This window comes from Leptolyngbya sp. DQ-M1, from assembly GCF_039962505.1.
Taxonomy (GTDB): Bacteria; Cyanobacteriota; Cyanobacteriia; order Leptolyngbyales; family Leptolyngbyaceae; genus Leptolyngbya.
Map to the genome: position 1 here is coordinate 255,132 of NZ_JAMPLJ010000006.1, position 26,641 is coordinate 281,772.

At 47.6% G+C, this 26,641-nt stretch carries 22 protein-coding genes; 10 read left to right on the plus strand and 12 right to left on the minus strand.

Translation table 11 applies throughout. The features are described 5' to 3' along the window. The first annotated feature begins 151 nt into the window (after positions 1 to 151). Entirely contained in the window at positions 152 to 772 is a 621-nt protein-coding gene (locus NC981_RS19385) for a hypothetical protein (RefSeq protein ID WP_190378237.1), read from the plus strand. On the opposite strand, the gene NC981_RS19390 is transcribed toward NC981_RS19385, so the two are convergent. The 3 genes from NC981_RS19390 to NC981_RS19400 form a co-directional block, all read right to left on the minus strand. After that, a complete protein-coding gene (locus NC981_RS19390) occupies positions 773 to 3,124 on the minus strand; it encodes an HDIG domain-containing metalloprotein (RefSeq protein ID WP_348244443.1) in 2,352 nt (783 codons plus the stop codon). Positions 3,125 to 3,277: 153 nt separating this feature from the next. Then, a complete protein-coding gene (locus NC981_RS19395) occupies positions 3,278 to 4,081 on the minus strand; it encodes an inositol monophosphatase family protein (protein WP_348244444.1) in 804 nt (267 codons plus the stop codon). A gap of 184 nt (positions 4,082 to 4,265) precedes the next feature. Then, positions 4,266 to 5,471, minus strand: a complete 1,206-nt coding sequence (locus tag NC981_RS19400; RefSeq protein WP_348244445.1) for a lipase family protein — start codon at positions 5,469 to 5,471, stop codon at positions 4,266 to 4,268. 274 nt (positions 5,472 to 5,745) lie between these two features. Here NC981_RS19400 and pyrC point away from each other — a divergent pair, with 274 nt between their 5' ends. Both pyrC and recQ read left to right on the plus strand, forming a co-directional pair. Beyond that, positions 5,746 to 6,774: a dihydroorotase gene (gene pyrC / locus NC981_RS19405; protein ID WP_348244446.1), complete on the plus strand. Its 1,029-nt coding sequence runs from the start codon at positions 5,746 to 5,748 to the stop codon at positions 6,772 to 6,774. Positions 6,775 to 7,102: 328 nt separating this feature from the next. Continuing rightward, positions 7,103 to 9,376, plus strand: coding sequence for a DNA helicase RecQ (recQ, locus tag NC981_RS19410; protein WP_348244447.1), 2,274 nt, complete (start codon positions 7,103 to 7,105; stop codon positions 9,374 to 9,376). 171 nt (positions 9,377 to 9,547) lie between these two features. Here recQ and NC981_RS19415 read toward each other — a convergent pair whose 3' ends face one another. Together NC981_RS19415 and psbA are read right to left on the minus strand one after the other, a co-directional pair. After that, complete coding sequence (locus tag NC981_RS19415; RefSeq protein ID WP_348244448.1) at positions 9,548 to 11,143, minus strand: B12-binding domain-containing radical SAM protein; 1,596 nt, start codon at positions 11,141 to 11,143, stop codon at positions 9,548 to 9,550. A gap of 466 nt (positions 11,144 to 11,609) precedes the next feature. Further along, entirely contained in the window at positions 11,610 to 12,692 is a 1,083-nt protein-coding gene (gene psbA, locus NC981_RS19420) for a photosystem II q(b) protein (protein WP_190378230.1), read from the minus strand. Between the two features lie 764 nt (positions 12,693 to 13,456). Here psbA and NC981_RS19425 point away from each other — a divergent pair. Further along, positions 13,457 to 14,287, plus strand: a complete 831-nt coding sequence (locus NC981_RS19425; protein ID WP_348244449.1) for a nuclear transport factor 2 family protein — start codon at positions 13,457 to 13,459, stop codon at positions 14,285 to 14,287. Here NC981_RS19425 and NC981_RS19430 read toward each other — a convergent pair. Together NC981_RS19430 and NC981_RS19435 are read right to left on the minus strand one after the other, a co-directional pair. Then, positions 14,267 to 15,049: an MOSC N-terminal beta barrel domain-containing protein gene (locus NC981_RS19430; RefSeq protein ID WP_348244450.1), complete on the minus strand. Its 783-nt coding sequence runs from the start codon at positions 15,047 to 15,049 to the stop codon at positions 14,267 to 14,269. The two genes, NC981_RS19425 and NC981_RS19430, sit on opposite strands and share 21 nt — an antisense overlap. A 5-nt stretch (positions 15,050 to 15,054) precedes the next feature. Beyond that, complete coding sequence (locus NC981_RS19435) at positions 15,055 to 16,566, minus strand: TM0106 family RecB-like putative nuclease (RefSeq protein ID WP_348244451.1); 1,512 nt, start codon at positions 16,564 to 16,566, stop codon at positions 15,055 to 15,057. 260 nt (positions 16,567 to 16,826) lie between these two features. Here NC981_RS19435 and NC981_RS19440 point away from each other — a divergent pair, with 260 nt between their 5' ends. The 4 genes from NC981_RS19440 to NC981_RS19455 all read left to right on the plus strand — a co-directional run bounded on the left by NC981_RS19440 (position 16,827) and on the right by NC981_RS19455 (position 20,011). Next, the gene (locus NC981_RS19440) at positions 16,827 to 17,981 is read left to right on the plus strand and encodes an aminotransferase class V-fold PLP-dependent enzyme (protein WP_348244452.1); all 1,155 of its coding nucleotides are present in this window, start codon (positions 16,827 to 16,829) and stop codon (positions 17,979 to 17,981) included. Between the two features lie 375 nt (positions 17,982 to 18,356). Then, complete coding sequence (locus tag NC981_RS19445) at positions 18,357 to 18,707, plus strand: hypothetical protein (protein ID WP_348244453.1); 351 nt, start codon at positions 18,357 to 18,359, stop codon at positions 18,705 to 18,707. Continuing rightward, the gene (locus NC981_RS19450) at positions 18,707 to 19,585 is read left to right on the plus strand and encodes a DUF6544 family protein (RefSeq protein WP_348244454.1); all 879 of its coding nucleotides are present in this window, start codon (positions 18,707 to 18,709) and stop codon (positions 19,583 to 19,585) included. Before NC981_RS19445 ends, NC981_RS19450 begins: the two co-directional genes overlap by 1 nt. A 12-nt stretch (positions 19,586 to 19,597) precedes the next feature. Next, a complete protein-coding gene (locus tag NC981_RS19455) occupies positions 19,598 to 20,011 on the plus strand; it encodes a hypothetical protein (protein ID WP_348244455.1) in 414 nt (137 codons plus the stop codon). Between the two features lie 16 nt (positions 20,012 to 20,027). Here the strand turns inward: NC981_RS19455 and NC981_RS19460 are convergent, their stop codons facing one another. Both NC981_RS19460 and NC981_RS19465 read right to left on the minus strand, forming a co-directional pair. Beyond that, positions 20,028 to 20,882, minus strand: coding sequence for a hypothetical protein (locus tag NC981_RS19460; protein ID WP_348244456.1), 855 nt, complete (start codon positions 20,880 to 20,882; stop codon positions 20,028 to 20,030). Between the two features lie 59 nt (positions 20,883 to 20,941). After that, positions 20,942 to 21,298 carry a hypothetical protein gene (locus NC981_RS19465; RefSeq protein WP_190378222.1) on the minus strand — a complete coding sequence of 119 codons (357 nt, stop codon included), beginning with the start codon at positions 21,296 to 21,298 and terminating at the stop codon, positions 20,942 to 20,944. Between the two features lie 238 nt (positions 21,299 to 21,536). On the opposite strand from NC981_RS19465, the gene NC981_RS19470 reads away from it, so the two are divergent. Continuing rightward, the gene (locus tag NC981_RS19470; protein WP_348244457.1) at positions 21,537 to 22,997 is read left to right on the plus strand and encodes an MFS transporter; all 1,461 of its coding nucleotides are present in this window, start codon (positions 21,537 to 21,539) and stop codon (positions 22,995 to 22,997) included. A gap of 6 nt (positions 22,998 to 23,003) precedes the next feature. Here NC981_RS19470 and NC981_RS19475 read toward each other — a convergent pair whose 3' ends face one another. Beyond that, the gene (locus NC981_RS19475; protein ID WP_348244458.1) at positions 23,004 to 23,828 is read right to left on the minus strand and encodes a YwiC-like family protein; all 825 of its coding nucleotides are present in this window, start codon (positions 23,826 to 23,828) and stop codon (positions 23,004 to 23,006) included. A 111-nt stretch (positions 23,829 to 23,939) separates the two neighbouring features. Further along, the gene (ric, locus tag NC981_RS19480) at positions 23,940 to 24,659 is read right to left on the minus strand and encodes an iron-sulfur cluster repair di-iron protein (protein WP_348244459.1); all 720 of its coding nucleotides are present in this window, start codon (positions 24,657 to 24,659) and stop codon (positions 23,940 to 23,942) included. Between the two features lie 203 nt (positions 24,660 to 24,862). On the opposite strand from ric, the gene NC981_RS19485 reads away from it, so the two are divergent. Further along, positions 24,863 to 25,225: an iron-sulfur cluster assembly accessory protein gene (locus tag NC981_RS19485; protein ID WP_190378217.1), complete on the plus strand. Its 363-nt coding sequence runs from the start codon at positions 24,863 to 24,865 to the stop codon at positions 25,223 to 25,225. 128 nt (positions 25,226 to 25,353) lie between these two features. On the opposite strand, the gene NC981_RS19490 is transcribed toward NC981_RS19485, so the two are convergent. Beyond that, positions 25,354 to 26,604 (minus strand): GTPase, encoded by a 1,251-nt coding sequence (locus NC981_RS19490; protein ID WP_348244460.1) that lies wholly within the window; start codon positions 26,602 to 26,604, stop codon positions 25,354 to 25,356. Positions 26,605 to 26,641 lie beyond the last annotated feature (37 nt).

Below are 26,641 nucleotides of genomic sequence, written 5' to 3' on the forward strand. Positions count from 1 at the left end.
TAGTGATGTGGTGACGTATACAAGCAAAGATTCATCTTATCGCACAGTGGTAGAGACAGGAGTGATTCAGGTTGGGACAAAATGATCAAAATTTGATAGTACAAAAACTCACATCACTGTAAAATGCCAGTGAATGAGCGAGGAGAAGGCTATGCGATTAGGCAAAGTGGTGAAGTCGAATTCTCATTGTGATTACATTGTGCAGGTAGATGATGTAATGGATTTTGCCGAAGCTCCACTGCCTGATGATTATGGCTTTGGAACATTCGTCAAGCTCGAAGATGAGTCGCGAAATGGGGGTAGTTCGCGCCATTGGGCAGTAGGAATTGTCTACAATTCGCAGTTATTCAATCCACTGTTTCTCAATTCTGGAATTCGCTTGACCAGTGAGCCTGATCCATTGTTCACACCGGATCAAGTGCAAGAAGTTCGGACGCTGCTCTGGACAGTTTTGGTGGGAGAGCTAGATACTCATAACGGTAGACGATACGGAATTCAAGGCATTCCGCGTGTGGTCGTTCCGGTGAATACCCCTGTACAGAGAATGACTTGGGAAGAGATCTATCACTTTCACCTGAATAAGATGGGCCGATCGCAGTTCTGTTACTACAGTCATTTACTGCACTGTGGCGGAACGTTCTCGGAACAGTTAACCCATCAAGTGCTAGAAGAACTAATCGAATCCAAGTTATTTCAGGGAGCTGAAGAAAGAGCATTAATTGTGCTGTGCAAAGAGCTTGCTTGGAAAACTACAATGGGCGCAATGAAATAGCTAAGACTTCACCTTTGGATACACAATGCGCTGATGGTTGGATTGTTGCCACACTTGAACAAACACTTGCGCGATCGTACTCATCTGCGATCGTGTGAGTCCCGATTCATCTAATTGACCATCTTTCCATCGTGCGGACAGAATCTTATTGATCATGTTCAAGGCTTCTTCGGGTGTGGCATCTTTGAGCGATCGCAAAGCTGCTTCACAAGAATCGGCTAACATTACAATCCCAGTTTCACGAGACTGCGGTGCAGGGCCGTCATAGCGAAAATCCGCCTCATTGACTTTGATCTCAGGATCAAGTTTCGCTTGTTGTTGGGCTTGATGGTAGAAATACGCGATCGTCATCGTACCTTGATGCTCAGGAATAAAAGCTTGTACTGCCTTGGGTAATCTGGCTCGACGTGCCATCACAATTCCTTCCGTGACGTGCTTTTTAATGATCGCTGCACTCCTCCACGGGTCATTGATCGCATCGTGCTTGTTCATACCACCCATTTGGTTCTCGATAAATCCTAGGGGGTCGTGCATCTTACCAATGTCGTGATAAAGCGTTCCGGCTCTAGTAAGTTCAACATTGCAGCCTAATTCTCGTGCGGCAGCTTCTGCTAGATTTGCCACAAACAAAGTATGTTGAAAGGTTCCGGGAGTCTCAGCAGCTAAGCGTTTGAGCAAGGATCGATTAGGATTTGCAAGTTCAACCAAGCGTAAAGTAGTCACAACATCAAACAAGTGCTCTAGATAAGGACTAATCCCGATCGCGACAATGCTCCAAGCTAACCCTAACAATGCTTCAAGTCCGACCCGACCGATCAGACCATACAAACTCATTCCCGACACTGCACCTAACAATAGATAGAGTAATCCTTGAGTTAGTCCTACACCTAATCCCAGCAAAGCTAACTCCTCACGCGATCGCACTCGCGCCGCCAAAGCTGCCACAATTAATCCGGCTGCTGCACTAGGAATCCATTGCATTGCCCCTAATCCCATGCCGATCGGTAACATCACCGTCAGCAATCCTACTCCGGTCACTGCCAACACCGAGCCGTAAAACGTGCCCATCAAAAACCCGATCGCCGGTAAATTTGTCGAAGGTGCATTAATCATCACCATCAACGGGGTACTAAGACACATTAATCCCACCAGCCAATAGTCTCGATATCGTAGTCCTTTGGGATGATAGCGCTGCTCTAGTCTCCAAAAGATTGTGACTGTTCCGGTAACTAATCCACCAAACACAATCAGACCAAACCAATTGGTTTCGCGCCGACTCAGGTTGAAGTAGTCCAGCAAGATGAAATCACGGGCTGAAATAACTTGTCCACTGGTAACGATCGTTTCTCCCTGCCGGATTTCGATCATCACTGGTTTAACGTCTTGCGCCGCTTTTTCAGCTTGCACATGAGTTTGTTCATCATCGCGCGTTAAATTAGGCTTTAGCGAAGCCAGCAACAATTTCGTTGCGATCGCTCTGGTTTCTGGTGGCATTGTGTCTTCGACGTTACGCTCGATCGCGGTTTCAAGCTGGTCTGGAGACAGTCCAGGTGCAATCCCCTGCGCTAGCATTCGATCAACAATTTGCATGACTTCGCTTTGGGTCTTCTGCCACATCGGATCAGAAATCTCTAGCACCGTCGAATCATACGGCGGTTGAATCAGCCCGATCGTCGTCGCATAGCGTTGTCGCACCATCGTAATCTGACGAATCAGGCTAGATAAGCGCTCGGCTGAATTTTGATTGCGGTAGCGAATGAGTTCGATCGTCGCTTGGCGCTGAATGGCATCATTGAGCTGAGTGCTCAGGTGATTCGTGCGATCCTGAGTTGCAGCAATCACTATTTCCCATTCCCAATCTTTCGCTTTGCGTAAGTATTGCTGAGCGGATTCTGAAAGTATTTGCGATTCGATGTAGGGGAATTGTCCAAGCTGCTGCCGTAATAAGACTCCTTTTGCGAGCTGGGCTTGTACGGCGTGTCGAGACTGATTTGAGGCGAGCGCATCCAGTCTTAACATTGGCATTAGGGTATCGCGAGCAGTTCTGCGCCGTTCTTCTGTCGCTTGTTGATTTTCAACGGCAGCATCGCTGGGAGCCTCGATCGTTTCAGGGGCGATTTTGCCCACGCTCAACCGGGGTTGATTATAAAACTGCCGTCCCAATGCGCCTGTAAATACGATCGAGGTGGCGATGATCAGGATGGGCGTTGGAATCGCAGGCTTGTGCGCGAGTTGTTTTCGCAGCCCACTAACGCGCTTGAGCGATCGCACGGACGCAGAGTGATGGAGATGTTTTTCTCCTTCGCTACAAATTCGCTGAAAGTGTTGCATCCAAGAGCGAAGGGAATTCATCACGCTGATCACCACCTGTTGTGACTTGTGTTGTTTTGCGATCGCACATGACCTCTCGACTCATTATAGGAGCCATTTGTTAAATGGATTCTGCTGCGATCGATTCTCGTTTACAAGTCTCAGAATTGAGATAGAACTATTAATTTTAGGGTATCAATGGGCTTGAACGTGCAGCAGTTCAGCACTGAGACGATCGTGAATTCTTCCATTCGTGGCAAGAATTCTTCCGGATGAAAGCTGCATAGAAGTTTGGTCATAGGCAGTCACTTTGCCGCCTGCTTCTTCGACGAGAACAATTCCGGCTGCGATATCCCAGATTGATAATCCCCGCTCCCAATATCCATCGAATCGACCGGCTGCCACGTAAGCAAGGTCGAGTGCTGCGGCTCCATCGCGTCGCACGCCTTGAGTAAGGTGGGTCAGATGTGCGAATTCTGGGTAGTTGGTGTCTGGAGTTTGTCTTCGATCGTAAGCAAATCCCGTCACCAATAAGCTTTTCTCTAGTTCAGTTGTAGAGGACACGCGGATCGACCGCCGATTACAAGTCGCCCCTAATCCTTTTGCGGCGCGGAATAGTTCTTGATGGATCGGATTAAATACTACACCCACTTGCGGCACTCCTTCGATCAGTAAGCCGATCGACACCGCAACAAACGGGTATTGATGCGCGTAATTCGTCGTGCCATCGAGCGGATCGATCGCCCAGAGAAATTCGCTTTGTCGATCGCCCAATTGCCCAGATTCTTCTGCCAAAATCGGATGCTCTGGCACATGGCGCTTGAGAACCGAGAGAACTGCATCTTCAGCAGCGCGATCGGCTTCGGTGACTAAATCTCCGGGGCGACCTTTTTCGCGAATGTCTTCGAGTTTGCCCCAATGGGTTTGCAGAACGGCTCCGGCAGCAAGAGCGGCTTCGGTGGCGATGTCGAGGAAAATTTCTAATTGGCGAGAATTCATAGAATCAAGGCTAAAGGCTCAAGCTATTCTATGATTTTGGGGAGAGATGCGATCGACATCGAATCATAAATCCAACCGCTTTTGCACTTCAGCCCAGGGCATTGTTCTCTTCGTTGCACCTTGAGCATACTCCGCCGCAGCTTATTCTCAAGTTCCCTAAACGATAATGTCGTGCGGCGGTAGATCACCTCGAAATCGGCAAATCAGTTTCTAAATGTCGAATATATTCAGAAATCTTATGCCTTTTGAGTGTGCGAGGAACATAGGGCTCGATTTCTATTTCCTTCTGCTTAAATATTTTCCTCTGCTTAAGGGCTCTGCGGATTCCCACCAGAGCGAGAACTGTGCAGATCAAGCGTGTTGCTTGCGATAACACAAACTCAAACATCAAGATTAGAAGGACACCTGTGTCTCCCAAAAAGCCTTTGATTGCATCGCAAAAGCCTTTGACTTCGTTTCCCGTTGCTTGTTCCTTATGACGGCGATCGCATGGGAAATAAACCAAATTCTTGATGTGACGGAAATCTAGAAGAACTGGAACTCGCGGTGGTAAACGAGGCACAACATCAATGAAATTCACAACCCGATGTGATCGGAAATTCACACCCCGATCCGATCGCTTTTCAAACTTCTCATTGATCTTGTCGGCTAGAGGTTGCTGAACAGTTCTGGGTGAGCCAAAGGTATACAGTGCTGTCACCTGAAAACTCTCTTTATACACTAGCAATTTGTGAGCTGCCAATGTAGCTAAAGCACCGCCCAAGCTATGTCCCGTAAGGTAAAGCGGAATATTGTTAGATTGCTTATATAAGTCAAGCAAGGCATTACTCACCCCCGGTGCACCAAGCCACTCTATCCCTACGTTTGGCTCGTTATTAAGATCTTCAATTTCTTTTCTTATAGCTGTGCCCCAGATATTTTCGATACCTTCTACAAAGCCCCCATGGGCATAAAGATTAGGAAGTTTCTCGGTTGATTTCTTTTCTAATTCTGTATTTTCCAACAGATTTTCATCTGGAAACAATCTCGTAACGCAGTTAATATCGGTCAAGATATCGATCGAGTCTTGCTCTGTTCCCCGAAAAGCGAGCACTGCAAACTTGCCGCCCCCATTCACGCCGGGATGACTTGCTAAAAACGCCTGTGTGCCCTTGGTATCAAATAAAAAAATGCGATCAAAGCCCACATCCTTTAACTCAGTGACAACGGTAATTTTATTCTCATAAGCTAGGCTTGAACATTGAGCTAACCACCAGGCAATGCCTACATCATAGGCTGTTTCACCTGCCGGAAAAGGTACTTCTAAAGGCGGAATCTGCGTATCAAATTTACCTCGTTCTAATTGCTCTCGATCTTCAAGCCTGCGAAAATATTTGCAAAGGTAGTTCATAACAATACCCCTTCAGAAATAGCTGTGTTCATCCGGGCGCGTATGTATCGATTGCACCCTAAACGAATGTATTTCACCAATAATCTTAAAGCACCGCTTGAGCCACCGCACTATTTACTTAGAATTATTTACTTGGACTGACTCTTTCTGTCTAACTGCTTAAGTCTAGACCATAGATCGAAAGGAGACAGCAGAATCAAGGCTAAAGGCTCAAGTTATTCTATGATTTTGGGGAGGAGAGCGATCGGAATTCAGCCATCTCTATAATTGAAGAATGCAAAAGCTCACGATTACCCGACCTGACGATTGGCACCTTCATCTACGCGACGGTGCAGCGTTGAAAGCGGTTCTGCCCCATACGGTGCGTCAGTTTGCCCGCGCGATCGTCATGCCAAACTTGAAGCCTCCAGTCCGCTCGGTGGCTGACGCAGCAGCCTATCGCGATCGCATCCTTGCAGCAGTTCCACAGGGACAATTGTTCGATCCTCTGATGACGCTCTACCTGACGGACAACACAAGTCCTGAAGAGATTATTGCGGCAAAAGCATCTCAGTTTATTAAAGCCGTCAAATATTACCCTGCTGGGGCAACGACCAATTCAGACCTTGGAGTGACGGATATTCGCAAGTGCGATCGCGTCTTTGAAGCGATGCAGCAGGTAGATCTGCCTTTACTCCTGCATGGGGAAGTGACCGATCACGAGGTTGATATCTTTGATCGCGAGAAGGTGTTTATCGATCGACATCTGATCCCGCTCAAGCAACGATTTCCCAGCCTGCGCGTCGTTCTTGAACACATTACTACCTCAGACGCCGTGCAGTATGTCCTCTCTGCAAACAACATTGCTGCAACCATCACGCCCCAACATTTGTTATTTAACCGCAATAGCCTATTCCAAGGTGGCATTCGCCCCCATTTTTATTGCTTGCCAGTCTTGAAACGAGAGCAGCATCGATCGGCGCTTTTGCAAGCAGCAATCTCTGGGAATCCTAAGTTTTTTCTAGGCACCGATAGCGCCCCTCATTCTCGAAATAGCAAAGAAAGTTCCTGTGGCTGTGCAGGTTGCTATTCGGCTTTGCACGCGATGGAGTTGTATGCAGAAGCATTTGAGAGCGTCGATGCCCTTGATAAACTTGAAGCTTTTGCCAGCTTCTATGGGGCAGATTTCTATCAACTTCCACGCAACACTGAACAGATTACTTTGACCAAAACGACCTGGCTTGTTCCTGATGAGCTGCTATTTCCAGAATCCGGTCTTGTGCCCTTACTAGCAGGTCAAGAAATGACTTGGCAAATGGCTTGACCCCAGCATGAAAGCTGCAAGTTGATTTGGATGATCGTGCTCGACTCGATTAATGCTTCAAATCTAATGATGGGTGAGGACGATCGTCACTCCATTTCTCAAGTGTCTGACCCAAGATGAATTTTCTGGTTGAGATAATTTGAGTACGATCGCAGAACTGTCTTGAGAAGATTTAGGAGTTGACATAATTTTGAAGAGCCATTGTTGTCTAGCCCGTCAAACTCCTAAAATTTTCTTGTTATCCTAAACTGGTACTGCTATTCTATTGCAGTTACAGCGCTCCAACACTTGGGGCATTCTAAGCAATAGCGTTGCTGACCCCCGAAATATGTCTACGTCCTTGCCGCTCGCACTCGAATCTCCATCGCTCGAAGAGGCACTCAAACATTACTTTGGGTATGACAGTTTTCGTCCAGGTCAGCGCGAAATTATCGAACACACACTCTCAAATCGCGATCAGTTGGTGATTATGCCAACCGGGGGCGGGAAGTCGATTTGTTTTCAGCTTCCAGCCTTGCTCAAACCCGGATTGATGATTGTGGTGTCTCCACTAATTGCATTGATGCAGGATCAAGTGGAATTGTTACGCGATAACGGGATTGCAGCGACGTTTCTCAATAGTAGTTTGTCGGCAGAAGAACGCCGATCGCGAGGACGCGCTGTGATGGAAGGACGAATTAAGCTGCTTTACGTTGCACCAGAGCGATTGCTAAGCGAGGACTTTTTGCAAGGTGTAATGCCCCATATTACAGAGCGCGTAGGGATTTCAGCATTTGCGATCGACGAAGCGCACTGTGTTTCTGAATGGGGGCACGACTTTCGACCGGAATATCGCCAATTAAGCATTCTGCGATCGCGCTATCCCAACATTCCGATTATTGCTTTAACGGCAACGGCAACACATCGAGTTCGAGAAGACATTGTTCAGCAGTTGAACTTACATGAACCACGAATTCATGTTTCGAGCTTTAATCGAACCAACCTTTATTACGAAGTCCGCCCGAAAACAAAGACCGCTTATCAAGAAGTGGTTAAACAAATTAAAGAAACTCCGGGCGCAGGCATTATTTACTGTTTGAGCCGAAAACGAGTTGAGGAAATCGCTGCAAGATTAAAGCAGGACGGAATTGCAGCACTTCCTTATCATGCAGGACTAGACGCAGAAACCCGTAAAGAGAATCAAACGCGATTTATTCGGGATGATGTGCGGGTGATTGTGGCAACGATCGCATTCGGCATGGGAATTAACAAGCCAGATGTTCGATTTGTGATTCACTACGATATTCCCAAAAACATCGAAGGCTACTATCAAGAATCAGGCAGAGCCGGACGAGACGGAGAACCTTCGACTTGTACCTTGTTTTATAGCTATGCTGATGTGAAAACGATCGAGTACATCATTTCGCAAAAAGTTGATCCAAACATAGGCGATCCGCTTGAAGATGAACAGCGCATTGCAACACAACAATTGCGCCGAGTAATCAACTTTGCAGAAGCAACCGAATGCCGCCGCACGATTCAGCTTTCCTACTTTGGTGAAGATTTTCCCGGAAACTGTGATAACTGCGATAACTGTAAATATCCAAAACCTGTCGAAGATTGGACAGTTGCTGCACAGAAATTTCTCTCTTGTATAGCGCGATTTGATCAACGGGGTCGAACCTTTGGAATGGCACATACGATCGATGTTCTTCGCGGCTCTAAAAACGATCGTGTGATGAAGAACAATCACAACACACTCAGCACCTATGGGATTGGTAAAGATATCAGTGCTGAAGAATGGAAGCTGTTAGGTCGATCGTTGATTCATCAAAGATTAGTGGATGAGACCACAGACGGTTATTCAGTGCTGAAACTAAATGAATTAAGTTGGGAAGTGCTGCGGGGACAGCGATCGGTGATGGTTGCCATTGATAAACCCAAACCTGCTTTAACGGTTCCGACCATTTCTGTGGTTGATACGCCCGAATCTGAAGCATTGTTCGATCGGTTGCAAAAACTACGGAAGCGGTTAGCCGATGAACAATCCGTTCCGCCTTATGTCGTGTTCTCGAATGCAAGCTTACGGTTGATGTCGCAGCAGCAGCCCCAAACTCGTCAACAGTTTCTTAACATCTCCGGGGTTGGAAGCCGCAAGCTAGCCCAGTATGGAGAAGTATTTCTGACAGAAATTCGATCGTTCCGCCAGGAAAACGGTTTACCCATTCAGACCGAAACCACACCGGAGCCAACCGTTATTCAGCTTGACCCAAAAGTCACAAAGCTCGACTCGGTTCCAGTTCCGCCGAGTGCGAATGAAGCAACTTACACTCAGCTTTACACGCTTGAACTATTTCAGCGCGGCAAGAAGCCTGCGGACATTGCCGAGGAGCGAAATCTCCGACTTAGTACAGTGATGACGCATTTAGCAGAACTAATCGAGATGAAATATCCGATCGATCTCGATCGCTTAGTCGCACGCGATCGACAAGCTAAAATTCTCGAAGCGGTTCAGCAAGCCGATGAATTCTCACTGGCTAAAATTCGTGAGCGATTAGATGAAACTTACGGATGGGATGAAATTCGACTGGTGCGATCGTGGTGGAATGCCCAGCAGCATTAGACTTTGAAATTCTGAAGGATTTTCCAGACTGTGAAGTGGGGTCTCGTGGTGCTGTCGCAAAGGGGTTAGTTGTTGGTTGTGAAATGAAGCTCTGAGAGGATTACGCGAATTTAATTCGCTGGGTTAGCTTCCCCGATCACTTAGATGTTCCTACAACCAACAACGTACTTTCTAGCGAGCGATCTCGCTGGCTACCGCATCTGGTTGAACTTTTTGATGGACTGCTGCCTCGGTTAAATAGCTAGCTAACTGAGTTTCTACTTCACTACGTACCAATTGACGGTAGTGAAGAAAATGCTCTAGCAAGCCGCAGTTACTCATGTATGGGACAAATGCCCCTGGATTGCGCCGCAGCATGGAAAAAAGCTGCCGCCAAAACTGGACACGCGTACTACGCTTGATTCCCTGTCGCCAGCAAATCGTTAGCACCGCCCGTAGTTCCACCCACTCCAACATCTGAAAGGGGCGTTTGTGTGGCGCTGGCTGCATATTCATAAAGTGGCGATACACTCGTGCAAGATAGCGGCTGGGTTCATACAGTTCCCAAAAACAATTGACATACTCCCGCGCCAGATCGTCGATCGGGCGAGTGGGGATAAAATTCATCAGCCCCATCTGTTGCCCGCTCAGATCTTTGCTTGATGCCAGCAAACGACCTTCCTTTTCCAGCCGATGCCACAAAGCGGTATTCGGTAGGGCGTGAAGCATCCCAAACATGGCTTTGGGAATCGCAGTTGCTTCGACAAACTGGATAATGCGATCGCCAGCCCCCGGTTTCTCGCCATCAAACCCCAGAATAAAGCCCGCCATCACAGACAAGCCCTTCCGGTTAATGGTTTGCACCGCTTCGACCAGCGAATTGCGCGTGTTTTGAAACTTTTGGGTCATCGCCAAACTCTCTGTATCGGGCGTTTCAATCCCCAGAAAGACCGCCGTGAAGTTTGCCTGCACCATCAGGTCTAGTAGTTCTTCATCTTGCGCCAGATCCACTGAGGCTTCTGTACTTAACCGGAACGGGTACTTGTGCGCTGCCATCCAGGGACCCAGCTCACGGAGCAGGAGTTTGACGTTGCGCTTATTGCCAATGAAGTTGTCATCGACTACGAAGACCGATCGCCGCCAACCGAGATCATAAAGAGTTTGCAGTTCTGCCAGCAGTTGAGCCGGGGTTTTTGTGCGTGGCTTCCGTCCGTAGAGAACGATGATATCGCAGAATTCGCACTGAAAGGGGCATCCTCGCGAAAACTGAACAGACATCTCGATGTAGGCGTTGAGGTCGAGCAAGTCAAAACGGGGGATAGGAGAAGCAGATACATCTGGCTTTTCACCCAAAGGAGCGCGAAGAATCCCTGATGTTTCCCCCCGTTCCAGTGCCTCTACCAGCATTGGTAAGGTAATCTCTCCTTCATCCAGCACCAAAAAGTTAGCGCCAGCATCACGGGCTGCATCCGGTACAGAGGTGACATACGGACCACCAACCGCTACTAATTTACCCCGCCGTTTTGCTTCGTGAATGAGATGTAACAGGTCAGGCTTCTGCACAATCATGCCCGATAAAATCACCAAATCGGCCCATTCCCAATCGGCATCTGTTTCCGATCGCACATTACGGTCAATCAACCGAAATTCCCAGGTCTGCGGCAAGATAGCAGCAACGGTAATCATGCCAAGCGGAGGCAGAGATGCCTTGCGATCGATCAGTTCTAACGCTTTATTGAAAGACCAGAACGACTCTGGAAACAGCGGGTAAAGAAGTAAAACTTTCATTAATCAAAAAACCTCACACCAAGACTGATGACTGGTACGGAGCCACTCAAGCTTACCCCGTCCTGCAAATTTTCGCGATCATGCCAAAACGAGCGGCTTCGATGTGATTCCGTCAAGATTAGCGTAAGCTAGAGCATTTCTTGTCAATCGTGACGTGACCAAGCAAATTGAAAGAGACTGAATTTTCCCTCATTTCATCCTAAATGGCTCCTCAAGCGTTGTTCAAGAGGTGCCGCTTTCTCGCGCATCCTGCTAAATGTGCAGTGGTACAGTCGTTATCCGTGAATGATGCGGAAAGGATCGCGATCGCCGCTCAACGCTGACGCAAAGCTTAACTTTAACTTTTGTTAAGTGTAAGCTAGTTTAAAGCAAGAAATCCCCCAGCCAAAACTGAGGGATATCTTTCAATCAAGGGTTATGTTGTGGAGAGTTACTTGCAAGAGTAACCTCCACAATTTTTTATCAACTAGCCGTTGATTGCCGGAGCTTGTACTGCAACAGGTGTTTGATCCCCTACAGCCAAGTCAAGCGGGAAGTTGTGAGCGTTACGCTCGTGCATCACTTCCATACCCAAGTTCGCACGGTTGATCATGTCTGCCCAGGTATTGACCACGCGACCTTGAGAATCCAAAATCGACTGGTTGAAGTTGAATCCGTTCAGGTTGAACGCCATCGTCGAAATACCCAGTGCAGTAAACCAGATACATACGACTGGCCATGCACCCAAGAAGAAGTGCAGTGCGCGAGAGTTGTTGAACGATGCGTATTGGAAGATCAACCGACCGAAGTAGCCGTGCGCTGCCACGATGTTGTAGGTCTCTTCTTCTTGCCCGAACTTGTAGCCGTAGTTTTGCGACTCAGCTTCGGTGGTCTCACGTACCAGCGAGGAGGTCACGAGTGAACCGTGCATCGCCGAGAAGAGCGATCCGCCGAATACACCAGCAACGCCGAGCATGTGGAACGGGTGCATCAAGATGTTGTGCTCGGCTTGGAAGACGATCATGAAGTTGAAGGTTCCAGAGATACCGAGGGGCATTCCATCCGAGAACGAACCTTGTCCGATCGGGTAGATCAAGAACACGGCGGTTGCAGCAGACACTGGAGCGCTGTAAGCAACACAGATCCAAGGACGCATACCGAGACGGTAGGAGAGTTCCCATTGGCGACCGAGGTAAGCGAATACGCCGATGAGGAAGTGGAATACCACGAGTTGGTAAGGGCCACCGTTGTACAGCCACTCGTCGAGCGATGCGGCTTCCCAAATCGGGTAGAAGTGCAGACCAATTGCGTTCGAGGACGGAACAACGGCACCGGAGATGATGTTGTTGCCGTAGAGCAAGGAGCCGGCGACGGGTTCGCGGATGCCATCGATGTCTACAGGAGGAGCAGCGACGAAGGCGATGATGTAGCAGATAGTCGCCGAAAGTAAGGTGGGGATCATCAATACGCCGAACCAGCCGACGTAGATTCGGTTATCGGTTGAAGTTACCCAGTTACAGAAGCGCTCCCACACATTGCCGCTTTCGCGTCTTTGTAATGTTGTGGTCATGGTTTTGATGATTACTAAAAAATACAAGAAGTACGATTCGGCAAACTTCGGAATCCGTTATTTACCTGACCTCATATTATGGATATCTATCTTTATTTTTCTAGTGTCTACTTATGAAATTTTGTGTCTAACTGTCACTTACTTAATCAATCTTATTTAGCAAAAGTTCGTAAGTAGAAGCTAGCGGCTATTTTGACTGCTAAGAAATGCAAACAAAATCGTTTTGCTAATACGAAGGCATTGATTATTAAACCTTAAGTACACCTATCGATAAACTTCTTTACAAAATAAACTTACATTTGTTTGTGAAATAGCTGTTACATAAAGTAGAACAAATAATTAAGTTTATTTGGAAAATTTTCTTAAGATAGATGAGGGTTTAGTTAACTTCATAGCTCGCATCTTTCCAAAAGTCCTGTGATAAATCAGCCTCCTCTGTGTAACTCCTAATCGCGTCTTTACCCAGAGCTGTAGCGAGACCGAGATCTGTAGCGAGGGTTTGGAGATTTGAGATCACCTGGTAACTCTTTCCGACTGTGCTTACTCTAAAGTTAAGCTATGACTCTGCACTAGCTAAAATCATTCCTATTTCAGCAAATCATCACTGACTGTACCGATCGATCTGCTCATCATCCGATCAATATCCGATCAATACTGTCGGCATCTATCAGGCAGAATGGACACCGCTTGAAGCGTAGAAGTTCGGTTTGCTTTGAATTTCGCGTGTATAGTGATTACAAGTTTGTTGTTGGATGAGTGTGCTTATGCGCTTGAGAGTTTCTGCCCCGCTGAGCGTCCGGTCTCGGCAAATTTTATTTCTACTGAGCTTGGGTCTTGCGATCGCGTCAGGATCTGTCGGGAGCGATCGCTCCATTGCTAGCACTCCAGCCACCGCCCCCCAAGAACTCAGACAAGCATTAACGCAACTCGATGCTGCTGCAAACCGTAGAAATGTTCAAGAGGTGCTCCAGTTCTATAGCCCAAACTTTACGCATTCTGATGGACTGAATCGCCGATCGCTGGAACAGTCTCTCGCGCAACTGTGGAAACAATACCCGAATCTGACCTATAAAACAGAGCTGACCTCCTGGCGATCGAGTGCAAATGGAATTCAGGCAGAGACCCTCACTCAGATTACAGGAAGTCAGACAAAGGACGGACAGCAGGTCAAATTAAACGCAACTCTGCGATCGCGCCAACAGTTCCAGAACCAGAAGATCGTGCGCCAGGAAGTTCTGTCTGAGAGCAACTTGATTACAACTGGAGAGAAGCCGCCCTTGGTGAAGGTGAATCTACCGGAGCAGGTGCGAACCGGACAGGAATTTAACTTTGATGCGATCGTGCAGGAGCCGCTTGAGAATGACTTGCTGCTGGGTGCAGTGGTGCAAGAGCCTGTCAATGCCAATGGATATCTCAAGCCTGCAACAGTCGATCTAGATTTGCTGACTTCTGGCGGATTGTTCAAAGTCGGTAAAGCACCGAATACTGCTGGATCTCAATGGATATCGGCTGTGCTGGTTCGGCATGGCGGCATGACGATGGTGACACAGCGATTGAATGTGATTGCGGCAGGATCAACTCGTCCGGCGCGATAACCGATCGCCGACTTTGAGAACTTTCCCGGCTTCAGCAGGGGCGATTCGAGTGTTGACTGCCATACGATAGTAGTGATTGAATTGCTCTTTTGGCACCCAGTCGGGAAGTTCTTCTTTGCGTTGTGTGTTGAATATTTTTTGAAATTGGGGATAAGGTTCTCCTGAAATGGCATCACGGGTCGGGACGATGCAGCGCTGACAGGAATTAATTCCTTGAATTTCGACTTCACCAACCTGAAAGGTGATCGAACGTTTATCTGCTGAGTAAAGCTGTTCTTCCCAGAATGCCGGAACTTCAGAGAGTTCTAAGTTTGTGCGGAGGCGCGATCGCATTTCTGCAAGCGTCATTCCTTCAAACCAAGAAGCGGCTTGTTTCAGGGTTGCAACGCTGACGATCGTCGGCCCTGGCGATACCGGATCATCTGGAAATCCAGTTGTGAGATCTTGCTTGAGAAACACCCGAAAGCCAAAATAATCACTCAACCAGCCTTCGATGCCGCTCCGACCGTGATCGAGGTGAAAGCTCACCGGACGATCGTTCTGCACCGAGAGCGTCACAAGTCGCGCTTTAAGATCGAACTGCGATCGAATTTGGTGAATCTTTGCGGTACGTTTGCCGTTTACCCAGTTGTCGGATTGATCGACAATGCAGAATTCTCGATCGTGTTCCAAGCTGCCGCCCGGTAGAATTTTTGCCTGGCTTACCGAGATTGCATCGAGAGACTTGATTGGGTAAATCAGAATTGTTTCAAGTTTTGCCATAAGAATCACACTGCGTAACCTAATTCATTGTGCGTGATCGTTCCGCTGCACGAAGTAGTCGCGTGATTCAAAAAATTCACCAGCCACTCTTTCACCTGATAGGTGGCACGGCAGTCATCCTCGTTATAAATCAAAATTGACTCTAAATAACTGCGATCGCCTGTCGTCAACCATTGGGCGTACCAATAGATCGACTGCGCCCCATTTGCACTCGAATCGCGCCAGTCAAACCCAACCCAACGAGCAATATGCTTGAGCGCATAGCTTTCCACAGGAAGCGTCACGGTCTGAGTCACACAATCATGCAAGTCAATAAATCGGGCTAACAACGGTCGAATTAATTCCTCTGGCGTTTCAAACAGCTTTCCAAGTCGTTCAACGGTTTGCACTTCATAGGGGCAAAAATGAAAAATGGGCGCATTCGGATACGCCCATAGTAAGTCAATTAGTTTTTGCCACGCTATTGATTCTTCTTCAGGAGTTTCTGCCAGTAAGGCGTGGAAGGTTTCGGTCTGGCTTATCCGATCGACGACTAATATTCCGTGCAGGTAGACTAGGTTCAAACTTGGCTCGGCTTCGATATCAAAATAAAGCTCGATCGCGGCAGTGGGGATCGTTGGCATTCGGAATGGTCGTTTACCAACGGTGTGAGCCGCAAGACTTTCGCCTAAAAGTGCGGTATCTTGCAGCGTCGATCGCGCCTGTCGGACAATTTTGTGCGCCGTCTCGCTGCCAAAGCCAGGAAGTGGTTCAAGACGGGCAGGAGGCGTTTCTGCAAGAGCTTCGAGGGTCGTGAGATTGAGGGCTTGCAGTTGAACGTAGCGAGGTTGCGTCACCCCTGGAAGTAAAGAAAGATGCTGTTCAGATTTGGCGATCGCGTAGCAATGACTAAACCAATGGCACAAACTACAGCGACTCCGAGAGATAAAGACTTCCGGTTCGTGTTGCTGCGCTATGGTTTGAATGCAATTGGCAAGAATCGCCTCCATGCGGGGAACAGTTTCCCATAAGTCCACCGAAAACGCGCCGCGCTCTTTCAAAATTAACCAAGCTTCCTCGACCCAAGCCCCCTGAACTGCTGCGAGTACCTTGGCAAAATACGCCACAACAATTTGATACTCTTGCTTTGGGCGCTTGCTCAATTTAATTTCGCTTGGTACATAAATCCAATCGCCAAAGATGGATTGTCCCGGCTGTTTTTCTAGCAGGTCAGGATTGGCAACGAGCGTAACGCCTGCTTCCTCAGCCAGCAACACAGGCTGATAAATTCGCTCGACTCCTTCCCGCATTAACTTTAAAGTTTCTTCTGCGCCTTTTTGCCAGTCGCCTGATTGATACCTAGGCTCTCGATGCTCGTGGCTCGAAAGGACTTGTCGCCGATTTTCTGCACTATCTTGTATCAGCTTTAGCAGGTAATCGTTGGGGGGGTCTTTTTGTTCCACATCCCCATATCGATCGAGAAAAGCTCGGCGGCTACAGCGTTGATAATTTAGCAGCAGGTCGGCGGTGATGAACATCTCTATAAAGGTAGAAGGTAGCGGACTGCGGCATCAACCAGAGGCATCGATTATGTCTAATTCTAAAGCGAGAATTGCAGAAAGTTAACGTTAATCGTGCTCATTCTCCCTATAATAGCAATTCAAAATTAATGAGGGATTAAGCGATACCTTAATGAAGTTTTGTTTCTTGATGCAAAATTAACTGGACTGCTAGGAGTGACAGAGCGCGGTGCTGCTCCTTTTGTTATGTTTAGAAAACAGATCAATTGCCTTCTACCATGTCGTCTCAACTCGATCAGCACCGCAGCGAATTTCCCTATCTCAAAGGCAAAGCTTATTTTAACTATGGTGGACAAGGCACAATGCCAAGACCTGCGATCGCGGCGCTGCACCAAGCCCACGATCGATTTCAGGAATTAGGCCCGTTTTCGAGTGCGGCGAATGCTTGGATTGTGCAGGAAGGGAATTTAACGCGGGAAGCGATCGCAAAGGAACTTGGCACAACTGCTGACACGATTACCCTCACTGAAGATGTTTCTGTCGGATGCAATATTGCGCTGTGGGGCATTGATTGGAAGGCAGGAGATCACATCTTAATCAGCGATTGTGAACATCAAGGAATTGTGGCAGCAGTCCGCGAACTTCAGCGGCGCTTTGATTTGGAAGTAACGCTCTGCCCCTTGTTGGAGACTCTGAATTCGGGTGATCCTTGTGCGATCGTTGAGCAATTCCTGCAACCCAATACTAAATTGTTTGTTGTTAGTCATATTCTTTGGAATACTGGGCAAGTTTTACCGCTGAAGCAAATGGTTGAAATTTGTCATGCGCGATCAGTGCAAGTTCTGGTTGATGCGGCACAATCTGTCGGAGTATTGCCGCTGAATCTTACAGAGTTGCAGGCTGATTTTTATGCGTTTACGGGGCATAAATGGTGGTGTGGCGCAGCGGGTGTGGGCGGATTGTATGTTCGCCCTGAAGCGCGAGAAAGATTGAGTCCGACGTTTATCGGCTGGCGGAGTGTGATTACGGATGCTACTGGAAATCCGGTTCGGTTTCAGTCCGATGGTCGCAAATATGAGATTGCCACTTCAGCGATTCCGTTATATTCAGCATTGCGTGAAGCGATCGAGTTTCATGCTCCCTTTGCTCAGGAGCGGTACCCGATGATTTGCGATCGGAGTGCTTATCTATGGCAGCAGTTAAATCAGCTATCAGATGTGAAATGCTTAAAACAAATTGCTCCAGAAGCGGGATTAATTTCATTTCAGCTAGTAGATGGAAAGCATTCTCAATTAGTTCAGTTTCTTGAGGAGAAAAGCATTTTTTTGAGAGTGATATTAAATCCGAATTGTATTCGTGCTTGCGTTCACTACTTTACAACGGAGAACGAAATTGATTTGCTAATGAGTACGATTCAAAAGTTTATTGGTTGATAAGTAGACAAACCTAATTAAAAAGAAGACCGTCAATCTGCCCTCACCCCAACCCTCTCCCATAGGAGAGGGAACTAGAAGTCTGGTTCTCTTTCTCTCCAAGGGAGAAGGAGAGGGCTAACGCCACGCTCCGCAAGAGGGAATGAGGGTCTTTTTTAACAAACGAGAGACTAATTAAAGCTCACAACTTCCCCATACTTTTTGCATATTCTGACGATGGAAGTTTTTCAGGAATATCGAGCTTCTACGCCCTGAGCAACTCATTTCGTAACTGATGTAGAGATTAGCTTTCTTGTACATCATCAGAAGAATTGTCCCTGAAATACGATCGCCGCTATCACTTTGAACCAGTTGATTTTGAATCAGGGTGTAGCTATGACAAACTTTCATCCAAATAACTCTCGTAAAATACTTGATCCGAACCGCCCTACTATTCCTCAAGTTTCAGATCCTCAAGTTTCAGAACCGCAAGACTCGTCTGAGCCATTCACATCGGTTGAACCAGCACAGACAGTTGCTTCAGACCAAGAATTAGAGACACTCGCCATTGCCAATCAGACCCAACTTCAAAAAGCCGACCCGTCGATCGAACCCGCTAGAGCGATCGTAATTTCGCCATCTGCTCCAGCAGTTCAAAAACGGCGCTTTACTCCAAAGCAGGTGATCATTGCGCTTGGAATCACAACCGCGCTTTTGGGAAGTGCGATCGCATTAAATATCCTCTAATGAACAACACACTAGCTCAGAAGAGCGGAGGTGATTTGGTGCTGATAAAAATCCTACTTGAGATCGGCGCTTTATTTGCAGTCGCGATCGTCGCGCTACTATTCACTCAAGCGAAACACAACGCAGACATCGCACAAGCTTGGAGAACACTGCAAACTAGGGCATCCTCGATCGAGCGTTTTAGCAAAGAGATGATTGCAGATCAACCGGAACCTGTGCAGCGGTATTTTCTTCATGCGTTTGAAGATACTGCGCCTGAAATTCCGATTGCTTCCTCAGTTCATCTCAAAATGAGCGGAACCCTTCGACTGGCACCGACCCAAGAGTGGATGCCGCTGCAAGCTGAGGAATTGCTTTCAACTCAGGGATTTGTCTGGAAAGCAACGGCAGGGAAAGGTTTAATGCAGATGCAAGGAGCCGATTACTACATGCATGGAGCAGGACGATCGCGCTTTTCGCTCTGGGGCTTGATCCCAGTCGTGAACGCTCAGAGTCCTGATGTGATGCGCTCGTCGATCGGGCGCTGGATGGGGGAGTGCTTCTGGCTTCCGACGGCGTTGCTGCCGTCTCGTGGAGTTAGTTGGCGAGCGATTGATGCCAACACGATTCAAGCAAGCTTGAAGGCAGACGGTGAACTGCTGAGGCTGACCTTTGTAATTGATGCCCAAGGCAGACTGCTGCGGAGTTCTTTTCTGCGGTGGGGTAACCAAACCGAGGATAAACACTACGCTGAAATTCCCTTTGGTGCAACATACGAAGCTGAACAGACGTTTGATGGCTATACGATTCCATCGCAAATCAGTGCAGGGTGGTGGAGCGGAACAGACCGCTATTTCGAGTTCTTCCGTATGACGCTTGAGCAGGCAGAGTTTCGATAAAGGAGTTAAGAGATGGTTTTCAAAGCAATGCTCATTTGGCTCATGTTTATTATGGCTGAAAGTTTGAATGGAACAATTCGTGAGCTTTGGTTAGTTCCAGTTCTAGGTGATGTTCGAGCACATCAAGTTGCTTTTATCACGGGCTCAATTTTGATATTGACGATCGCGGCTCTATTTATTCGTTGGCTAGGAGCATCACGGCTGTCTCAATTGTTCACGGTTGGCTTTCTGTGGATGGTTTTAGCAGTGGCGTTTGAGATTGTTCTGGGTCGCTTTATTCTGGGCTATTCTTGGGAGCGAATTGCTGCGAATTACAACTTGTTTCAAGGGGGTTTGATGTTGATCGGTCTAATCCTGCTGCTTCTGGCTCCATGGATTGCTGCAAAGCTCCGACCTATTCAGGATCAGTCGATCGCACTCAAATAAAGCAATTCTTAGCAGATTATTCCATCAGCAAAGGCTGGACTCTACCCACTTTCCAAGCAAGTAACGCTCCCAATCCAAGTAGGCTCACAATAAAGGTCACAATTCCGCCTAAAACTGGAACCAAAGACAGGAGCGTGATGATGAGCAACCCAATCAAGAACTGTTGCAATCGAGTGCGCTGGTCGCTTTTTGTAATTTGCTGACCCACCCCCAATGAGATGCCCAATGTTCCAACAAAGGTGGCGAGACTCGCAACCAGAATCAAGAGTGGGATCAACGGAATACTAATTAAAGTAATCGCAAGAAAGAGGATGAGAGCAACCAAAGTGATAGACGCTCCAATCCCCCATAACGCACTTTGGCTAGGATAGCGGTGGACGGTTGCCGCCAAATTAGGCAGAAATGAGGGGGCAGCGCGGAGGAGAATCACGCCAGCAATGGCAGAAACGATCGCGCTCATGATCCGAAAAATACTTTGAGCGGCGTAACCTGCCCAAAAGGAATGACGATCGCGCTGCATTCCCCGCATTGCATCCTCATTAAACGTTTGTTTCGCGCCCCCAATCGTGGCTCCTTCTTCCTGCACCACATTACCGCCAACGGCATAAGCATCACCATCTACGCGTGCGCCTTTCTTCAGGGTGACATCTCCGCCAATTGCGATCACGGTTTGCGTCACTCGTGCATTCGGTTGTACTGTCACCGATCCTCCGATTGCATGAGCATTTTCTACGACTTGTTTTTCCGGAACAGTAACATCTCCACCCACGCGAATTAAATTCTTATTGTTGATGTTGATATCGGTCTGCGCGATCGCGCTGCTGGTTAATAGCAGCACGATAGTTAAAACAAATGCTGAAAGCCATTTCATAGGAAAAACCTAATGCTGTTACAACCTCTATTTCTCAGCGCGGAGCAAAGAATGCACAATTAGCCGAACCAGTGAGAAGGCGCTAACCCAGCATCTTCCTCTTCAGGTAAGCAATGTTCGATTTCTTGCTGATTCTGCACCAAAATTTCTTCAATGCCCTGACGAATGACGAATTCGGTACAAGACTGCGGATCGCTACAGTAGGGAGCATAGGTTGGATGAACACTGACTTCTTGAGTGTCCTCAACCAGGGTAAACACACTCGGAACCCGGTTTAGAACCCACACTAACAATTGCTGACGGAAGTCAGGATGAGAAAATGCTTGTTGATATGGGTGTTGCGGATAGTCTTCTACGACTCGTTCGATTTCTTGAAGAATATGATGTTCTGTTAAGTTAACGATCGTTTTTGACATAAAACAGACCTCGCTTTAAGCAAAGATGGAATACAGAAGCACTTAAGCATTCCAGTAGCCTCTTGCTTCTCTTATGTGCCAAGGATAGATCGCGATCGTGAGAAACTTGTGAAGATTAAGCTGGTTGCGAAATGTAGTCATTCGCCTATTCATCGACTCAGTATCTTCATCGCTAACCGACGATTTGATCGGCACCATAAAGTGCTTGAATGAAAGGGATGAGCTTGATTAACCCTGTGTGACAAATTATTTAGACGAAACGAGTGTTTCTCCACTCGAAGAGCTTCCCGCACAATTTCTGACAATATCCACTTCAGTTCCCTCCACTCTCGCTACAAAACCTTCCAAAGATGAAATTCGATCAAGCCTCCGTGCTTCAACGCTGGATGGTGTTTTCGCAACAATTTTCTCTAATATTACGGGTGGAGTGTTACTGAGCAATTTTCTTGTCGAGCTAAAAGCAACACCAATCCAGATCGGAATGTTTGCTTCCATTCCGATGCTGGCAAACTTACTGCAACCTTTAGGAGCTTATTGGGCAGATTCAACAACTAGCCGACGGCGCTACAGCCTATGGATTTATAGTATTTCTCGCTTACTTTGGTTGCCGTTAGCGATCGCAATCATCGTCTTTAGTGTTCACCCCACACACCCTCAGCAAATGATTGTGGCAACGTTAGCAGTAATGTTGGCAACCCATACTCTGGGTGCACTGGGTGGGGCATCCTGGCTGTCTTGGTTAGCAACATTAGTGCCTCGACAACTGCGCGGACGATATTTCGGCTTTCGCAATAGTACCTTCAGCCTCACCAGTTTAGTGGCTTTGCCCTGTTTGGGGGTGATGGTGTCGCGCTGGAGCGGTGGCAGCATTGAAGGATATGGCGTGATGGTGATTGTGGGAGTTTTGGCTGGGTTAATTAGCTTAGGCTTTCAGTCTCGAATGAGCGATGTAAATCCGCAAGCTCGTTGTTCGCAGACATTAGAAGTTGATCAGAACTGTGCAATTGCTGGGGAAGTTTTTACGATCGATCCACCAGAAACCGCATCCCGCAGCATTCTAAACAACTTCCATTTTCTACTGTTCCTGCTTTATTTCAGCATCTGGGCGTTTGGCATTAATCTGAGCAATCCGTTTTTTAATTTGTACTTGCTGGATAATCTGGCTCTTGATTTGAGTTGGGTCACACTCTATAACGGTTTGGGGGCTGGAGCCAATTTATTGATGCTGTTCTTTTGGGGCAAATTAGCGGATCAAATCGGCAATCGAGCAATTCTCTTGCTAGATGGAATACTGGTTGCTGTTACTCCGGTGCTGTGGCTAGGAACTGATGCAAGCTCGTTGTCAATCTGGCTTTGGTTTCCCATGCTGCATCTATTAGGCGGTGGAACGATCTCAGCCGTCGATTTGTGCATCAACAATTTGCAGCTTGAGATCGCACCCACTCAACATCATACGAAGTATTTCGCAATTACTGGTGCGATCGGTGGTGTTGCTGGAGCAATGGGCGCTTTAGTCGGTGGGTGGTTCGCGCAGTTTGCGGATGTTGGCGGAATGACGGGATTGTTTGTGTTCTCTAGTGTGTTGCGACTTTTGGCACTGTTGCCTTTGATTTGGCTACGGGAACCACAGCGACGATCGCTCAAACAGCTTCTGCAACAGTTGATTCATCCTTCTCAAGATACCGCTATTCTGCCGTGAAGATCTTTAGTTGAGATGGGCAGGCAGTAGGGACAGTGCCACGATTGCCAAAAATAACAATGCAGAACTGGTTTCAAGCATGGCAACATTTTGAATTGCTGTTGTTTGATACCAATTGCGTCGTGCCAAAATCAAAGTAAACTTCAGCAGAACCACACCAAACCCGATCGCTGAATACAAGCTCAACCAGCCGTAGTACCAAAGTCCACAAACCATCAAAGTTGCGATCGCGTGATAAATCAGTGCTGGCGTTAATGATGCTGTTTTCGGTTTACGCAGCTTTACCGTAAAAATGGCACTGCTAAAGAATAGAGTGTTCAACAGCCACAGTCCTACAATTGAAGCTGTCAAAGCTCCACCTGTTGCAATATGAGCAAATGGTGCGGCAAGACAAACGGCTGCAAAGGTTAATAGTTCGTTGCTAAATGATTTTTGCTGTCGGTAAAAGACTGAAATTGCATCGATCGCAAAAGCGACGATCGCACCTAGATACAACCACAACAATTCAGAAGCTTGCAGAGATAAATAAGCTGCAATACTAAATGAGACAACCGCATACAGTCCGCCCCAAGCTAAGAGTCGAGGTTTCCAACTTCGTCGCTGCTTGATTTGCAGCACTAATGGATGTTCTGCCTGAAATCCTGCAAATGCAGAAATTAGCGCGAGTGTAGTTGCCCCTGTCCAATGTTGTGCGGCTGCCGCTCCAGTGAGAAATGACACTAGCAACATCACATAGACTCCATGTTCGGGTGACACGATCGGACGATACCAAGCCTGACCAGAAGAGTGAGAAGCTTTTTCTGGAAGCGAACTAGAGCCTGGAAGCGTCATTGCACTATCCTTTGTGATTACAGCACCTTGATCTCTAACCTAGCCCACCCAACCTGTCCAGACGGTCGCTCCTAGAGTATGCAGAATGACTAGAATTTTGAACAGCATTAATCAGGAGTGGATAAACTTTTGCTCTAATGCGATCGCACCCGGAAACAGCGCATTGTTTTCTTTGTGGACGTGCTGGTGCATATCTTGTTCAAAAGCCTCTAGCGCGTTCAGCATCGATCGATAGGTATTACATGCCCATTCTGGCGGAGTGTAATTGTTGGTGAGTTGGCGCAGTTTTTCTAATGCACGTCCAGCAGCATCATGCTCAAGTTCCATCCGAGAAACAGGATTGCACAAACTACCACAATGAAAGATAGGGAGAACATTACTCGCTTCTAACTGTCGAACTATCGGAAACAAAACTTGCTCTTCTTTAAGCAAATGGGTTGTCAGGTCTGCCGATAGCTCTAGAAAGACGTTTCTGATTTCAAGTAAACGAGGTTCTTTGTCTCCATGCACCGCAGCAACTTTTGTCACCATCTTTTCGAGGCGTGGAAGTTCTGTATGCAGATAGGCGTGATGAGTCTGCTCGATATGATTTGCTAGGGCGGTCAACGATAAACCACTCAAATTCATCTCCGAGGCAGGTTCTTTAGCTGCATTGTTCTCTAACTGCGTTAGGAATGCTTCAGGATCGATACCGCGTTGACGACAGGCTTCTTCTAAAGTTCTTTTGCCGCCGCAACAATAGTCAATGTTTACTTGTTCAAACTGACGCGAAAGAGCAGGATAATCACGCACGACCGCGCCGACAGTGTTATTAATCTCGAAAGTTGTCATTGCTTTGTCCTTGAACCATTCACAATTCAAGCGTAGGGGAATCATTGTGCGAATGCCTTGACTTAGATCAAAAATAGGCTTTGTTTTTGAATGATCTTCGTAACTTTTAATCGTCGATTGCACGGAAACCCGTGATTGCAAGAGCAGAATTGCTAAAATAGGGATATAACCAGTTTCAATTGGGATTTCGTAGGAGCGATCGCATGACTCAAACTACTCCAGCTACTCAGCCCCAGCGCGGCATTCAAATGAGCGAATCCGCCCTAAAGCACGTAATGATGCTTCGAGAACAGCAAGGTAAAGATCTGTGTCTGCGCGTCGGTGTGCGCGGCGGCGGTTGCTCTGGAATGTCCTACACCATGGATTTTGAAGATCCAAACAACATTCGCCCTGATGATCATGTTTCTGATTATGACGGCTTTAAAGTTGTGTGCGATCCGAAAAGCTTACTTTATCTCTATGGCTTGATGCTGGATTACAGCACTGCTTTAATCGGCGGCGGATTCCAGTTCACTAACCCTAACGCCAATCAAACCTGCGGCTGCGGTAAGTCATTCTCGGCATAATTCTTCAAGCGGGATCAGGCATCTAAATCTAATCCCGCTTCATTTTATTTAGTTCGCGATCCTACCACTTCACTGTTACTTTTTGCAGGCGAACTTGCACTCTGCTTTAAACGCACTTCAATACCCGATCAAGGTCGCTTGAACCGCTCTTTTGCTAACTGAAACGATTCTTTCATCGCAGCTTGAATCCGCTGCGGGTCGGGATTTTTCCCGCCGAGCAAATCCCCAAAATACACGCAAGCTGCTTCTCCCAGTGCCCAAGTGTACGCACTCGCCCAAGATGCCGCAATCACACTGCCAAATCCCGGCACAAACTTAATCAATTCTCGCCCGATCGCTTGCGCCACAAATCCCCCCGCGATCGCGCTCACAACTCCTCCTGCCTGCGATGGCGTTAAGGTCTGACCGTACAACTGCCCCAATGCACCAACCATCGAAACTTGCAGCGCCGTTAATACAGGCATCGTCGCCAGAGGTATCGGAATCGCAGCCGCAGCCCCCGCCATCACGGAAAACGGCAAAATGTAGCGTCGTCCGGCATCGCGATAGAGTTCACCGATTTGTTTGCCTTCATCTCGATCGTTCAACAGTTGCGCGATCGTTCTTGCTTCTGCTTCGGGTAATAGTTCCGACAACGCTTCGATGAACGCTTCCAATCCATAAAACGGCGAGTGAAATTCGTCTTCTTCTAGGGTGAAATCGATTAAGACAGCGCGATCGAACAATCCTGCAAAGTTCTGCTGAATTGTGGAAAAGGCGCGATCGACATTCGCAAAACTGGGTGGATAGTCAGGATGATCACTCACCTCGGCTGGATACAATTCGTGCAAACAGGTGACAGCAAGTAAGCAAGGGACTTCAGAGTGTTTAGCGCGAATTTGGCTCGCGATTTGTTTGAGAGTATCGGTGGCAAAGTCACTGATCTTTACGGTGAGAATCAAAACCTTAGCACGAGTTTGATCAGGCTGGAGTTCGCCGATTAATTCGCGGATCACCTCTGAAGTTTCTTGCATTCCGTCGCCTAAACCGACCGTATCCGTAAACACAAGCAAAGGTAACTCTTGAGTGGGATAGCTGTACTGCTGCGTGTACTGCGTATGCGGGCGGAATCCTTGACCGACGATTTCGGCTGACACCCCGGTTAAACTCCGCACGATCGAGCTTTTCCCCGATTGCGGTTTTCCGACTAATAGCGCTTCAGTCGTCGGCAGTTCTGCTCTCACTTGTCGCAAAATTTCCTGCACTTCGGCTTCGTCCACTCGAAACCAACCGGAAACTGATCGGGAAAGCGACTCGATCGAAACTCGTTTGCCCGCTTCCGAAACGCCTTGTCCCACTGTTTCTCGAATCTGGTTCCACCAAGAAGGGCCGCCTGTCATGATTCACCCCCACAGAATAGAAAAGGCGCGATCGTCA

Bases quoted from the DNA above. Each gene is read 5' to 3' on its own strand.
- NC981_RS19385 (WP_190378237.1), top strand. From the start codon at position 152: ATGCGATTAGGCAAAGTGGTGAAGTCGAATTCTCATTGTGATTACATT.
- NC981_RS19390 (WP_348244443.1), bottom strand. From the start codon at position 3,124: ATGAATTCCCTTCGCTCTTGGATGCAACACTTTCAGCGAATTTGTAGC.
- NC981_RS19395 (WP_348244444.1), bottom strand. From the start codon at position 4,081: ATGAATTCTCGCCAATTAGAAATTTTCCTCGACATCGCCACCGAAGCC.
- NC981_RS19400 (WP_348244445.1), bottom strand. From the start codon at position 5,471: ATGAACTACCTTTGCAAATATTTTCGCAGGCTTGAAGATCGAGAGCAA.
- pyrC (WP_348244446.1), top strand. From the start codon at position 5,746: ATGCAAAAGCTCACGATTACCCGACCTGACGATTGGCACCTTCATCTA.
- recQ (WP_348244447.1), top strand. From the start codon at position 7,103: ATGTCTACGTCCTTGCCGCTCGCACTCGAATCTCCATCGCTCGAAGAG.
- NC981_RS19415 (WP_348244448.1), bottom strand. From the start codon at position 11,143: ATGAAAGTTTTACTTCTTTACCCGCTGTTTCCAGAGTCGTTCTGGTCT.
- psbA (WP_190378230.1), bottom strand. From the start codon at position 12,692: ATGACCACAACATTACAAAGACGCGAAAGCGGCAATGTGTGGGAGCGC.
- NC981_RS19425 (WP_348244449.1), top strand. From the start codon at position 13,457: ATGCGCTTGAGAGTTTCTGCCCCGCTGAGCGTCCGGTCTCGGCAAATT.
- NC981_RS19430 (WP_348244450.1), bottom strand. From the start codon at position 15,049: ATGGCAAAACTTGAAACAATTCTGATTTACCCAATCAAGTCTCTCGAT.
- NC981_RS19435 (WP_348244451.1), bottom strand. From the start codon at position 16,566: ATGTTCATCACCGCCGACCTGCTGCTAAATTATCAACGCTGTAGCCGC.
- NC981_RS19440 (WP_348244452.1), top strand. From the start codon at position 16,827: ATGTCGTCTCAACTCGATCAGCACCGCAGCGAATTTCCCTATCTCAAA.
- NC981_RS19445 (WP_348244453.1), top strand. From the start codon at position 18,357: ATGACAAACTTTCATCCAAATAACTCTCGTAAAATACTTGATCCGAAC.
- NC981_RS19450 (WP_348244454.1), top strand. From the start codon at position 18,707: ATGAACAACACACTAGCTCAGAAGAGCGGAGGTGATTTGGTGCTGATA.
- NC981_RS19455 (WP_348244455.1), top strand. From the start codon at position 19,598: ATGGTTTTCAAAGCAATGCTCATTTGGCTCATGTTTATTATGGCTGAA.
- NC981_RS19460 (WP_348244456.1), bottom strand. From the start codon at position 20,882: ATGAAATGGCTTTCAGCATTTGTTTTAACTATCGTGCTGCTATTAACC.
- NC981_RS19465 (WP_190378222.1), bottom strand. From the start codon at position 21,298: ATGTCAAAAACGATCGTTAACTTAACAGAACATCATATTCTTCAAGAA.
- NC981_RS19475 (WP_348244458.1), bottom strand. From the start codon at position 23,828: ATGACGCTTCCAGGCTCTAGTTCGCTTCCAGAAAAAGCTTCTCACTCT.
- ric (WP_348244459.1), bottom strand. From the start codon at position 24,659: ATGACAACTTTCGAGATTAATAACACTGTCGGCGCGGTCGTGCGTGAT.
- NC981_RS19485 (WP_190378217.1), top strand. From the start codon at position 24,863: ATGACTCAAACTACTCCAGCTACTCAGCCCCAGCGCGGCATTCAAATG.
- NC981_RS19490 (WP_348244460.1), bottom strand. From the start codon at position 26,604: ATGACAGGCGGCCCTTCTTGGTGGAACCAGATTCGAGAAACAGTGGGA.